The following is a 14,383-nucleotide window of genomic DNA, read 5'->3' as shown; positions in this document are numbered from 1 at the left end:
GCGCATTTAATATTTAAATGCGCTTTTTTTTAGCCAAATGTTAAAATAATTTAAAATAAATCGATGAAATACAAAAAAATCAGTTAAATTGCGCTGTTAAAATAATTTAGTCAACGAATACTTTAAAGTGTAATTATTCGATTTTATTTGATTATAATTTTTTAAAACTAATATAAACTTAACCTACAATTATGAAAACAAAAACCTTTTTTGGGAAGGTAGCTGTAACTATAACTTATCTTATAGTTATATTGAGTAGTATATCTTATACATTTGCTCAGTGCCCTACAATAACAAATTCAAGTCCAGTAATTTGTGATGCTTCAGGTTTAACTTTTAATGACCTTAATGTTTATGCTACTAGCACTAATGGCATTATTTGGTATGATCAGGTTTCAAATGGAAGCCCATTTAACGGTAGTCAATTAGTAAGTGAGGGAACTTATTATGCAGATGATAATACCGGATCATGTGGTGTTAGAAGCTCTATATCAGTATCTTTTCAAGTACCACCTACAGGTCAAAATCTAGACGCCATATTTTGTGATAATGAGAATGCTACAATCCAAACTTATATAGATCAGGAGTTACAGTTTCATATACCTATTGGTGGTTCCGTAGCTGTCTTTAATGATGTAAATTTAACAAGTCAGGCAAATAGTACAGATGTAATACCATTAGGCGCTACTAATTATTTTATAGTTTTTATTGATAGCTCAGGTTGTGAAAGTCAAATTGAACCAGGAAGTACTGCTGTATTTTTAGCACCAGCAGATCCTGCACCAAGTGATCCACAAGAGTTTTGTTCTGATACTAACCCAACTATTGGAAATTTAGATCCAGGAACTACAGGGTCGTTTAGTTGGTATCAAAATATTAATGGCTCTGGAGATCCAATTTTACCAGCATTACCTCCTGGAACACCTTTGATAAACGGAAACACATACTACGTTCAAGTAAACGATTTATTTTGTAATAGTAACACTGTTCCTGTAATAGTAAGTATTAATGATCCAGTAGATCCTGGTATATCCAATACCTTAGAGTATTGCGAAGATAGTATACCAACCTCAGATTTTAATTTGTATGATATTTTAGGTGGTTCTCCAGACACAACTGGTAGTTGGTCAGGACCATTACCAACCACTGGTGGACATTTAGGAACAGTTAATATTTCTACATTAACGGCACCTGGAGATTATGTATTTACATATACTGTACCAAGCACTGGTGTTTGTCCAGATGGTGTGTCAACCGTAACAATAACGATATACCCTGTATTATCTTCAGGAGTGCCTTCTGCAGCAAATCCTGCGACGTTTTGTGTAGCCGACTTACCTGCTGCTTATGATTTATTTTTGTTATTAGATAATGAAGACCCTAACGGACAGTGGTCTCAAAATGGAACAAACATAAGTTCTCCAGCAGATTTAACTGGTTTAACACCTGGAAACTATGATTTTATATATACTCAAAATTTAGCACCAAATCCTTGTCCAGAGGAATCAACAACTGTACAAGTTGTTGTGCTACAGGATCCTGAAGCCGGAAATGCAATTAATCAGGTATTTTGTGAAAATGATTTAGTAGCAAATTCACCATTCGATTTATTTAATGCATTAGACGGAACACAGGATAATAATAATGGGGTTTGGACTGATGTTGCAAATACTGTAGTTTCTAATCCTATAGATATTTCAATATTTACAGTTGCAGGAAGTCCATATTCATTTACATATACAATAGACAATGGTACATGTATGGATTCTGAAACAATTACAATAACGGTAGAACCTGCTCCAGAATCTGGAACACCTGTTGCAACTTTCCCAGAGTTTTGTGAAGGTGAAGCACCCTCTAACTTTGATTTATTCGATTTATTAGATAACGAAGACCAAACAGGAACATGGTATTTAGGAACAGATAATACTGGTTCAATAATTACTAATCCAGTAGATTTATCAGGATATAGTGCTGGAACATATAATTTTACTTTTGATGTAGATGCAATTGGATCTTGTGATGACGTTTTAGTTACAGTACAAGTAACTATTAACCCTTTACCAAACACTGGAGTACCAACACCTGCAATTTTTTGTGAAAATGATTTAGCAGCAAATTCACCATTAGATTTATTAGTACAATTATCAGGTCAAGATGCAGGTGGAACATGGACTGATGATAATGCAACTGGAGCATTGTCTGGAACTAATGTGGATTTAACAATATTAACAATAGGTTCTTATAATTTTTCATACACCATTACAGATGCTAATGGATGTACTAATAGTAGTACAGTTGTAATTACAGTAGAAGAAGCTCCAGAATCTGGAAATGCTTTAATGCCAATTGAATTTTGTGAAAACGAAGTAGCAGCAAATTCACCTTTTGATCTATTTACATTATTAGACGGAACTCAAGATAACAATGGTACATGGTATGTTGGATCAGATACATCAGGATCTGTAGCAACTAACCCAGTTGATATTTCTGGTTTTACAATAGGAACTTATGACTATACCTATTCTGTACCAATTATTGGGTCCTGTAGCGATGTAGACGTAACAGTACAAATTATAATTAACCCAATACCTAATACAGGAGTACCAACACCTGCAATTTTTTGTGAAAATGATTTAGCAGCTAATTCGCTATTAGATTTATTGGGTCAGTTATCTGGTCAAGATGCTGGTGGAACTTGGACAGACGACGACGCTACAGGAGCATTGTCTGGTACAGATGTAGATTTAACTTTATTGACAATAGGTACATATAATTTTACATATTCCATAACAGCTAATGGATGTACTAATAGTAGTACAGTTGTCATTACGGTAGAAGAAGCTCCAGAATCTGGAAATGCTTTAATGCCAGTAGAATTTTGTGAAAACGAAGTAGCAGTAAATTCACCTTTTGATCTATTTACATTATTAGACGGAACTCAAGATAACAATGGGACATGGTATGTTGGATCAGATACATCAGGATCTGTAGCATCTAACCCAGTTGATATTTCAGGTTTAACAACTGGAACTTATGACTATACCTATTCTGTACCAATTATTGGGTCCTGTAGCGATGTAGATGTAACTGTACAAATTATAGTTAACCCTATACCTAATACAGGAGTACCAACACCTGCAACGTTTTGTGAAAATGACCTAGCAGCTAATTCGCCATTAGATTTATTGGGTCAGTTATCTGGTCAAGATGCTGGTGGAACTTGGACAGACGACGATGCTACAGGAGCATTGTCTGGTACAGATGTAGATTTAACTTTATTGACTATAGGTTCATATAATTTTACTTATACCATAACGGCTAATGGATGTACTAATAGTAGTACAGTTGTAATAACGGTAGAAGATGCTCCGGAATCCGGTACAGTAAATGCACCTGCAGAGTTTTGTTTGGTAGACATAACTACAGGTCAAACCTTTAATTTATTTGATGTATTAACAGATGAAGACCAAACAGGTACTTGGACTGACGATGATGCAACAGGTGCTTTAACTGCAAATACAGTTGCTCTAGATGCATTATCTACAGGGACTTTTAATTTTACATTTGATGTTGATGCAATAGGAACTTGTGATGACGTGTTAGTTACTGTAAGTATAATCATTAACGATACACCTGCACCTACAGTTAATGCTAATCAATCTTTTTGTGATAATGCTACTGTAGCAGATTTAACAGCAACAGGAAATTCTATTCAGTGGTATGATGATGCAACAGGAGGAGTTGCTTTAGCAGATACAACAGTTTTAGTTGATGGTGAAAATTATTTCGCTTCTCAAATAGATCCTGTAACAGGTTGTGTATCTTCAACAAGATCTGAAGTTATAGTTACTATAAATGCAACACCTAATCCAGGTAGTCCTGCAACAACTCCAATATCTGTGTGTAATGATAATAATGCTGTAGATTTAAATACAGGATTAGATGGTACACAAGATACAGGAGGAGTATGGCAAGATGATGATGCTACTGGTGCTTTATCTGGTAATATTTTGGATGCAACTGGATTAACAGCTGGCACATACAATTTTACATATTTAGTAACAGCTACAGCACCTTGTGTAGATCAGAGTACAACAATTACAATAACAGTTAGCGAACCTTTAAATGCAGGAATAGATGCTATTTTAGATGTGTGTGATGATAGTGGGACAACAGATTTATTTACCTTACTAGGTACAGCAGATACTGGTGGAACATGGTCACCAACTTTAACTAGTGGAACAGGCATATTTGATCCTTTATTAGATGCTGAAGGTACATATACTTATAGTTTAATTAACGCTTGCGGAATAGATTCTGCAGACGTTATAGTTACAATTACACAAGCTCCAAACGCTGGTTTAGATGGTAGCTTTGATATTTGTGTAGTAGATATAGACACCACAAACAGTACTTTAGATTTATTAACCGTTTTACAAGGGACACCAAATGCAACAGGAACATTTGTTAACAACGATGGTGCAGCAGGCTTTTCGGGTACGCAACTAGATTTAACTGCAGTTGCAGTTGGAACCTATACTTTTGCATATACTGTTACCGCTATGTCACCATGTACAACTAATGCGACTTCAGTTGCTACAGTAACAGTTAATGATAGTCCATCAGTAACTATAATAGAAGCTAACCCAGAATTTTGTAGCTCAGAAAATCCAACAATTGCAGATTTAAACGCTTCAGTAAGCGGAACAAATATTGTTTGGTATGAAGATGCCAATTCAACCACACCTTTGGATGCGACAGATGCATTACCATTAGGAACTGAAGATTATTTTGCAACTCAATCTACAGGTTCAGGTTGCGAGTCGTCTGTTAGAATTCAAGTTAATGCTACAGTTAATGATGTACCAACTCCAACTCTAATAGATCCAAATCAAGAGTTGTGTATTAACGATGCTCCAACAATTAATGATTTAACATTAAATATATCAGAATACGATTCAACTTTAAATAATGTAATATGGTATGATGCAGCAACAGGAGGTTCAGCTTATAATAGTACAGCTTTACTTACAGTTGGGTCAACGTACTTTGCTGTATTAGTAGATGTAAGTACAGGTTGCGAAAGCAGTGTTAGACTTCAAGTAACACCAGATTTAACAGGTTGTGGATTGTTAGTCATACCAGATGGGTTTTCGCCAAATGGAGACGGAACTAACGATACTTTTGATATAGATAATGTTAACATTCTCTTCCCTAATTTTGAAATTGAAATTTTTAATCGCTACGGAAACATAGTTTATAAAGGAAATGCATCTTCTCCTCGTTTTGACGGAAGATCAAACCAATCTGGTACAATAAATCAAGAAGAATTACCAGTTGGTGTTTACTTCTATGTTTTCAACTTTAATGATGGAATAAACAAGCCTAAGCAAGGACGTTTATACCTAAGCAGATAATTTTAAATAAACAAAATTTTAAAAAAATGAAAAATTTAAATATATATCATAAATCGGCTATCATTTTAGTTCTGGCATTAGTGTCATTAAAAAGTATAGCGCAGCAAGATCCTCAATTTACACAGTACATGTATAATATGAGTATTATTAATCCTGCTTATGCCACAGCTGATGAAGGCATGCTAAATCTTGGAGGATTATACAGAACACAATGGGTTGGTGTAGATGGCGCACCAACTACAGGAAGCTTTTTTGCACATACACCAATCAACGAAAAAATAGAAATAGGATTATCCTTTACCAACGATAATATTGGAGATGTTGTAAACGAAAACAATATTTATGCAGACTTTGCTTATGTATTACCTGTCGGACTTGATGCCAAATTATCTTTTGGATTAAAAGCTGGTGTAACCTTGTTTAATACAGATTTTAACGGATTTAACTTACAATCTGGTGACCAATCTACAGATACAGCATTTAATGAAAATACAAGTAAAACGTTTCCTAATTTAGGTATTGGTGCATTTTACTTTTCAGATAATTATTATATCGGATTATCAGCACCTAACCTGTTAACTACCAAACATCTTGAAACAGAAAACGGAATTAAAACCACAGGAGTGCAAAATGTACACTACTTTTTAACGGGTGGATATGTGTTTGATATAAATACAGATTTAAGATTTAAACCTTCCTTTATGGTTAAAGGTGTTACAGGTGCACCATTGGCAATAGACATAAATGCTAATGTTTTAATTAATGAAAAACTAGAAGCAGGTTTAGGTTATCGTTTAGAAGATGCCATAATGGCAATGGTTAATTTTAAAGTAACACCTCAATTAAGAATAGGTTATTCTTATGATTATACCATCTCAAACTTAGGCGATTATAACTCAGGATCCCATGAAATATTTTTACTATTTGATGTAGATATTTTCGGATTTAAAGGTGGATATGATAGATCACCTCGTTTCTTCTAATAAAAAACTGAAAACAATGAAAAAATATATATATCTATTAGTAACTTTTTTAATAAGCACCTTGTCTGTTGCTCAAAAAGGAAGTTTAAAACGTATTAATCAACTTTTCGAAATGAAAGCTTATGCAGAAGCTGCAGATTTATACGAAACAAAAGAACGAACTCAAGAAGTATTGCAAAATTTAGCAGATAGCTATTATTATAATAGTGCTATGCAAAAAGCTAATAAAACTTACAGAGAGTTATTTTTAACTTACGGAGACTCAATAGAAATAGAATACTATTTTAAATACGGTCAAGTTTTAAAAGGTGTTAAACAATACAAAGAAGCAGATAAATACTTAGATATTTACTACGGTAAAAGTCAAAATACATTAGCCTTTTTTGAACAATTGGCTAAAACCACTCCTCATACTTTCAAGTTAAAACCATTAGAAAACCCTAACTCAAAAAACGATTTTGGTTTATCTTTCTATGGTAAAGATAAAGTGGCTTTTGCTTCTGGTAGAAATAACAATAATCCAGCTTTTGCATGGAATAATTTACCATACCTAGATTTATACCATGCTACTTTAACCCAAAATGGAACATTAGAAAACATTACACCTTTTTCAGATGCTATTAATACTGATACGCATGAAAGTAATGCGGTGTTTACTAAAGATGGTAAAACCATGTACTTTAATAGAACCAATACAAAACGTACCAAAAAAGATGAAGAGCGTGTAGCACATATTAAAATTTATAAAGCCGAGTTGATTGATGGTCAATGGGCAAACGTAACACCATTACCATTTACTTCAGATAAATTTAGTACAGAGCATCCTGCATTAAGTAATGACCAAAAAACATTATACTTTGCAAGTGACCAACCAGGAGGGTTTGGAGGTTTTGACCTTTATAAGGTTTCCATTATGGAGGATGGTACATATGGTACACCAGAAAATTTAGGAAGTACAATTAATACTAAACACAGAGAGCAGTTTCCGTTTATTAGTAGTTTAGACGTCCTGTATTTTGCTTCAGATGGTCACCAAGGTTTTGGAGGATTAGACGTGTTTAGAAGCAATTCAGTTAACGATAATTTTGATAAACCTGTTAATTTAGGAGAGCCAATTAATAGTAATCTAGACGACTTTGCCTATGTCATCAAAGAAAAAGTAGACAAAGGATATGTCTCATCTAATCGTTCTGGTTACGACAGGTTATATGGTTTTGGTAGAGAAGAAAACATCTTAACAAAATATCTTGTAGAAGGTGTGGTAACAGATAAAAACAGTAAAGAACTTCTAGTAGGTGCTTTAGTAACATTATTTGACGATTCAGATAGAGTATTACAAGACACTATAGTTGGTAATGATGCTACCTATTTATTTAAAATAGAACCTAATAAAAAATATAAAGTCCGTGGGACACGTAAAGCTTATATTCCTCAAGATGTCGAGTTTTCAACAGATAGTAAAGGAAAAATCCAACATAATATAGAATTGATTTTAGAGTCTTATGCAGATGCAGAAGAACGAGTAAATGAAAACGAAAAAGGCGATGTGCTAATTACGTTAGACAGAATTTACTTTGATTTTGATAAATCAGATATTCGTCCAGATGCTGCAAAAACACTTGATGTGTTGGTAGATATCATGAAAAAATACCCAGATATGGAAGTGGAAGTATCCTCGCATACAGATGCAAGAGGACCAGATCAATATAATTTAGATTTATCTAAACGTCGTGCAGCTTCAACTGTAGCATATATTATAAGTCAAGGTGTCTCTGCTAACCGACTTAGAAGTATTGGTTATGGAGAAATGCAACCTTTAAACCAATGTGTTAAAGAAGGAATATGTACAGACGAAGAATATGATATTAATCGTAGAAGTGAATTTAAAATTTTGAATTAGTAAATTTTAGTTTCGTTTAAACAGAAACCTAAAAGCCTTTTAGTTAATTAATAAAACTAAAAGGCTTTTTCTTTATATTTGTTTTATAGAACTATTAGTTATTTCTGCATAGGCAGGAATCCACTTATAATCAAAAGATTTCCACTAACGTGGGAAATGCTATGAACGAAAACCTAGACCCAACAAACGAAAATTTTTCTACTGAAGAGTTTGATGCCGAAAAGCAATTAAGACCCTTATCATTTGATGATTTTACTGGTCAGGATCAAGTGTTGGAAAACCTTAAAATATTTGTTCAAGCAGCCAATAAAAGAGACGAAGCTTTAGACCATGCATTGTTTCATGGACCTCCAGGTTTAGGAAAAACAACTCTTGCAAATATTTTAGCAAACGAGCTAGAAGTGGGTATTAAAGTTACTTCTGGTCCAGTTTTAGACAAGCCAGGAGATTTAGCAGGTTTACTAACTAACTTAGATGATAGAGACGTTTTATTTATTGACGAAATCCACAGGCTTAGCCCAATTGTAGAAGAGTATTTATATTCTGCAATGGAAGACTATAAGATTGATATTATGATCGAATCTGGTCCAAATGCAAGAACCGTACAAATCAATCTTAATCCATTTACTTTAGTTGGTGCCACAACTCGTTCAGGTTTATTAACTGCTCCAATGCGAGCTCGATTTGGTATTCAAAGCAGATTGCAATATTATAATACAGAATTGCTAACTACCATTATTCAACGTAGTGCATCTATTTTAGACGTACCAATATCTATGGAAGCTGCAATAGAAATTGCAGGACGTAGTCGTGGGACACCAAGAATTGCTAATGCCTTATTACGTCGTGTGCGTGATTTTGCTCAAATAAAAGGTAATGGAAGTATCGATATAAAAATCGCAAAATATAGCCTAGAAGCCTTGCATGTTGATGCGTATGGTTTGGATGAAATGGATAACAAAATCCTATCTACCATTATCGATAAATTTAAAGGTGGACCAGTTGGTATCAGTACTATTGCAACAGCAGTATCAGAAAGCACAGAAACTATTGAAGAAGTTTATGAGCCTTTTTTAATTCAGCAAGGCTTTATTATGCGTACACCAAGGGGACGAGAGGTTACAGAATTAGCATATAATCATCTAGGCAAATTAAAAGGACCAATTCAAGGCGGATTGTTTTAAATCCCATCCCGACTTTCCCAATTGGAAGGAGAAATAATTAGAGTTTTGAAACGTAATATTAACACATCAGTTTCCTTTCCTTTGGAAAGGATTAAGGATAGGAATAAATGAAGAACAAAATACCAGAAGTTTCACTACTAAAATTCATTAAGCATTCACTAGAAATTCTTAAAAATCCATTACCCTTTCACAACAAAAATTTTACTCAAAAAGGCGATATTTTTAAGTTGAACGTAGGCTTTAATTCTAAAATATATTTTTGTCGTGATGCAGGTCTTGCCCAATATGTACTTCAAAAAAATCAAAAAAATTACGTTAAGTCTTCAATTCAAACAGTAGATTTAGTCAAGTATGTCGGAGAAGGTTTGCTAACTTCAGAAGGCGAAAAATGGAAAAAGCAACGTAAAATGATGCAACCAGCTTTTCATAAAAAGCAATTACAAAATTTACTTAGCGGAATGCAAGACACCATAGTTTCAGAATTTAAAAAAATTGAAACTAAAAAGACCATAGATATCTATCCATTACTTAATGATTTAGCATTTCAAACAGTTGTAAAATCTTTATTTACGCAAGCTGCAAATACTAAACATATGGAGCGCCTTCAGTTTATTACAGAAGCCAACCAACGAATGTTGGTAAAAGAATTACGTCAACCTTACTTAAGTTGGTGGTTTAAAAAAGGTGGTCAATTAAAAAAGCATTTAAACTATTCTGAAGAAGCTAGAACAATTTTAAAAAAAATTGTTGACGACAGAAAATCTTCTGGACAACGTCATGATGATCTTTTAGATATGCTATTAGAAACAAAGTATGATGATGGTAAAGGCATGTCTGAACAACAACTAATTGATGAAATATTAATCATATTTACAGCTGGACACGAAACCACAGCAAATGCACTAACATTTACGTTTCAATTATTAGCAAAACATCCTGAATGGCAAGACAAAATTTATAAAGAATGGCTAAGTTTAGGTGGATATGAAACTGATTTGATGACGCGTATTTCCACCACCAAAATTTGCCAGCAAGTTTTGGAAGAATCATTACGTTTGTATCCACCTGCTTATTTTATAGATCGTGTAAATATCAAAGCAGATAGTTTTAATGATATGGAGTTTGAACCAGGTTGTAATTTGTTATTTTCGGTTTACGAAATGCACAGACATCCAAAATTATGGAAGCAACCAGAACACTTTTTACCAGAACGTTTTGCTGATGGTGGACGACAGTTTTCTGCGCAATACTTTCCGTTTGGAGCAGGTCCGCGAAAATGTATAGGTAATAACTTTGCAATGTTTGAAATGATTATAGCTGTAACAGAATTAATCAAAAACTATAGTATCCATCCGGAATTCGAGGAGATTGGTATTACACCATTAATTACCTTAAAACCTAAAAACGCTTATCTTAGATTTGAGACTAGGGTCTTGTAATTTATTATATTGAGAGAAGAAATAAAATTTATAGTAATAAAGCACTTCGACAAGCTCAGTGTGACAAAAAGAAGTTTAACTGTCAGTCTGAGCCTGTCGAAGACTTTTGAAGCAATAACATACAATTGAACAACAAAGCCATATACACAAAACAAATTAAAGCCGAAGCTAAACGCTTGGGTTTTTTGTCATGTGGTATTAGCAAAGCAGAATTTTTAGAAACAGAAGCACCACGATTAGAGAAATGGTTAAATAATAATATGCATGGTCAAATGCAATACATGGAAAACCATTTTGATAAACGTTTAGATCCAACCAAATTGGTGGATGATTCTAAAAGTGTGATATCGTTATTATTAAATTATTATCCAAGTCAAGAGCAAACAGATAATAGCTATAAAATATCCAAATATGCTTATGGAAACGATTACCATCATGTTATTAAGTCAAAACTAAAAGTGTTAACTCATTTCATTCAAGAAGAAATAGGTGAAGTTTCTGGTCGTGCATTTGTAGATTCTGCTCCAGTATTAGATAAAGCTTGGGCTGCAAAATCTGGGCTAGGATGGATTGGAAAACATAGTAATTTACTCACACAACAAGTCGGCTCATTTTATTTTATAGCCGAACTTATCATTGACTTGGATTTAGAATATGACACACCAGTTACTGACCATTGTGGTACTTGTACAGCTTGTATTGATGCTTGTCCAACACAAGCAATTGTTGAACCTTATGTAGTAGATGGTAGTAAATGTATTAGTTATTTTACAATCGAACTTAAAGATCAAATACCCAATAGCATGAAAGGACAGTTTGATGATTGGATGTTTGGTTGCGATGTGTGTCAGGATGTGTGTCCATGGAATAAATTCTCTAAACCACACAACGAGCCTTTATTTAATCCACATCCAGAGTTATTAGAAATGACAAAAAAAGATTGGGAAGAGATTACAGAGGATGTATTTAAAAAAGTGTTTCAAAAATCTGCGGTAAAGCGCACTAAATTTTCAGGATTACAACGTAATATTCAGTTTTTGAAAGATTAAGTTTCTGCAACAAAAAATTAGTAAAGTCACCCTTTAATTTCTTAATTCTTTTCTTATAAAAACTTACATTTGTATTTCATAGTGTAATCAAAAAAAGTATGAGTAAGCAAAGCAAAAGAAGAGAAGCTTTAGTCTATCACGCCAAACCAACTCCAGGGAAAATCAAGGTGGTTCCAACCAAAAAATATGCTACCCAACGCGATTTGGCGTTAGCGTATTCTCCAGGTGTTGCAGAACCTTGTTTAGAAATAGAAAAAGACGTTAACAACGTTTATAAATATACAGCTAAAGGAAATTTAGTTGCTGTAATATCTAATGGAACTGCGGTTTTAGGATTAGGTAATATTGGTCCTGAAGCATCTAAACCTGTTATGGAAGGTAAAGGCTTACTGTTTAAAATATTTGCAGATATCGATGTGTTTGATATTGAAGTGGATACTGAAAATATTGAAGAGTTTATTCAAACCGTTAAAATGATTGCTCCAACTTTTGGTGGAATAAACCTAGAAGACATCAAAGCGCCTGAAGCATTTGAAATAGAAAGACGTTTAAAAGAAGAGTTGGATATTCCTGTGATGCATGATGACCAACACGGAACAGCTATTATTTCTGCAGCAGCTTTATTAAATGCATTAGAATTATCTAATAAGAAGATTGAAGATGTTACCATCGTAGTTAGTGGTGCAGGTGCAGCTGCAATATCATGTACAAGATTGTATTTGGCGTTTGGAGCTAAACGCGAAAACGTGGTGATGTTAGATAGTAAAGGTGTTATTAGAGATGATAGAGATAATCTAACCTCACAAAAAGCAGAGTTTGCTACACACAGAAAAATAGATACTCTTGAGGATGCAATGAAGGACGCAGACGTGTTTATTGGATTGTCTACGTCAGATATTGTCACACCTGACATGTTAAAGACTATGGCTAAAAATCCGATTGTATTTGCTATGGCTAATCCAGATCCAGAAATAAACTATCAACTAGCAATTGATACTAGAGATGATATTATAATGGCTACTGGACGAAGCGATCATCCTAATCAGGTTAACAACGTTCTTGGATTTCCGTTTATTTTTAGAGGTGCTTTAGATGTTAGAGCCACCAAAATAAACGAAGCTATGAAAATGGCTGCAGTTAAAGCCTTAGCAGATTTAGCTAAAGAAGCAGTACCAGAACAAGTAAATATTGCTTATGGCGAAACACGACTGACGTTTGGAAAAGAATATATCATTCCAAAACCTTTTGATCCACGTTTAATTGCAACAGTTCCACCAGCAGTTGCTAAAGCTGCTATGGAAAGTGGTGTAGCTAAAGAACCCATAGAGGATTGGCAAAAATATGAAGACGAATTACTGGACCGCTTAGGAAGTGATAACAAGATTGTTAGATTATTATTAAACAGAGCTAGATTAAACCCAAAACGTGTGGTATTTACAGAAGCAGATTCTATAGATGTATTAAAAGCTGCGCAAATAGTATATGAAGAAGGTATAGCTACTCCTATTTTATTGGGTAGAAAAGAAGAAATAGAACGATTAAAAGAAGAATTAGAGTTTGATGCAGATGTGTTGATTATAGATCCAAAGTCTGACGAACAATTACAACAAAAAAATAAATACGCAAAAGTATATTGGGAACAACGCAGACGTAATGGAATTACTCTACTATTAGCAGAAAAATTAATGCGAGAACGTAATTATTATGCTGCAATGATGGTTAATGAAGGTGATGCAGATGCTTTAATTTCTGGGTATTCTAGAAGTTATCCATCAGTAGTAAAGCCTATGTTAGAACTTATTGGACTCGCTCCTGGTTCTACAAGAATAGCGACTACTAACGTTATGATGACACAACGTGGACCTATGTTTTTAAGTGATACTTCCATCAATATAAATCCTTCAGCTCAAGACTTAACCAAGATTACACAAATGACCGCAAAAGTGGTTAAAATGTTTGGGATGGAACCAGTGATGGCAATGACTTCCTATTCTAATTTTGGTTCCTCAAAAGATCAAACAGCAACTAAGGTTAGAGAAGCTGTATCCTACTTGCACAAGAGGCATCCAGATTTATTAGTAGACGGAGAATTACAAACAGATTTTGCTTTAAACAGTAAAATGCTTCAGGATATATTTCCGTTTTCGAAGTTATCAGGTAAAAAAGTTAACACACTTATTTTTCCAAATTTAGAGTCTGCCAACATCACTTATAAGCTTCTAAAAGAATTAAATAAAGCTGAGTCCATTGGACCAATTATGATGGGAATGCGCAAACCTGTGCATATATTACAATTAGATGCTAGTGTAGATGAAATTGTTAACATGACTGCAATTGCTGTAATTGATGCGCAACAAAAGGAAAAGCAAGAGCAAAACCTTAAAAACAAAAGCTAATTTGTAGTACAA

7 protein-coding genes are annotated in these 14,383 nt (G+C 33.9%); all 7 read left to right on the top strand.

All coding sequences use genetic code 11. The features are described 5' to 3' along the window. The first annotated feature begins 191 nt into the window (after positions 1-191). The 7 genes from Ollyesu_RS03355 to Ollyesu_RS03325 all read left to right on the top strand — a co-directional run bounded on the left by Ollyesu_RS03355 (position 192) and on the right by Ollyesu_RS03325 (position 14,371). Positions 192-5,420 carry a gliding motility-associated C-terminal domain-containing protein gene (locus Ollyesu_RS03355; protein WP_279302385.1) on the top strand — a complete coding sequence of 1,743 codons (5,229 nt, stop codon included), beginning with the start codon at positions 192-194 and terminating at the stop codon, positions 5,418-5,420. 26 nt (positions 5,421-5,446) lie between these two features. Then, complete coding sequence (locus Ollyesu_RS03350; RefSeq protein ID WP_279302384.1) at positions 5,447-6,403, top strand: type IX secretion system membrane protein PorP/SprF; 957 nt, start codon at positions 5,447-5,449, stop codon at positions 6,401-6,403. A 16-nt stretch (positions 6,404-6,419) separates the two neighbouring features. Beyond that, positions 6,420-8,303, top strand: coding sequence for an OmpA family protein (locus Ollyesu_RS03345; protein ID WP_279302383.1), 1,884 nt, complete (start codon positions 6,420-6,422; stop codon positions 8,301-8,303). A 161-nt stretch (positions 8,304-8,464) separates the two neighbouring features. Then, entirely contained in the window at positions 8,465-9,487 is a 1,023-nt protein-coding gene (gene ruvB / locus Ollyesu_RS03340) for a Holliday junction branch migration DNA helicase RuvB (RefSeq protein ID WP_279302382.1), read from the top strand. Positions 9,488-9,594: 107 nt separating this feature from the next. Next, the gene (locus tag Ollyesu_RS03335; RefSeq protein ID WP_279302381.1) at positions 9,595-10,926 is read left to right on the top strand and encodes a cytochrome P450; all 1,332 of its coding nucleotides are present in this window, start codon (positions 9,595-9,597) and stop codon (positions 10,924-10,926) included. A gap of 125 nt (positions 10,927-11,051) precedes the next feature. Continuing rightward, entirely contained in the window at positions 11,052-11,975 is a 924-nt protein-coding gene (queG, locus tag Ollyesu_RS03330) for a tRNA epoxyqueuosine(34) reductase QueG (RefSeq protein WP_279302380.1), read from the top strand. 98 nt (positions 11,976-12,073) lie between these two features. Next, a complete protein-coding gene (locus tag Ollyesu_RS03325; protein WP_279302379.1) occupies positions 12,074-14,371 on the top strand; it encodes an NADP-dependent malic enzyme in 2,298 nt (765 codons plus the stop codon). Positions 14,372-14,383 lie beyond the last annotated feature (12 nt).

It is taken from the genome of Olleya sp. YS, assembly GCF_029760915.1.
Lineage (GTDB): Bacteria > Bacteroidota > Bacteroidia > Flavobacteriales > Flavobacteriaceae > Olleya.
This window is presented reverse-complemented; position numbering and strand designations above follow the sequence as displayed.

Excerpts from the sequence above, each read along its gene's own strand:
- ruvB (WP_279302382.1), top strand. The coding sequence starts at position 8,465 with ATGAACGAAAACCTAGACCCAACAAACGAAAATTTTTCTACTGAAGAG.
- Ollyesu_RS03355 (WP_279302385.1), top strand. The coding sequence starts at position 192 with ATGAAAACAAAAACCTTTTTTGGGAAGGTAGCTGTAACTATAACTTAT.
- Ollyesu_RS03335 (WP_279302381.1), top strand. The coding sequence starts at position 9,595 with ATGAAGAACAAAATACCAGAAGTTTCACTACTAAAATTCATTAAGCAT.
- Ollyesu_RS03350 (WP_279302384.1), top strand. The coding sequence starts at position 5,447 with ATGAAAAATTTAAATATATATCATAAATCGGCTATCATTTTAGTTCTG.
- Ollyesu_RS03345 (WP_279302383.1), top strand. The coding sequence starts at position 6,420 with ATGAAAAAATATATATATCTATTAGTAACTTTTTTAATAAGCACCTTG.
- Ollyesu_RS03325 (WP_279302379.1), top strand. The coding sequence starts at position 12,074 with ATGAGTAAGCAAAGCAAAAGAAGAGAAGCTTTAGTCTATCACGCCAAA.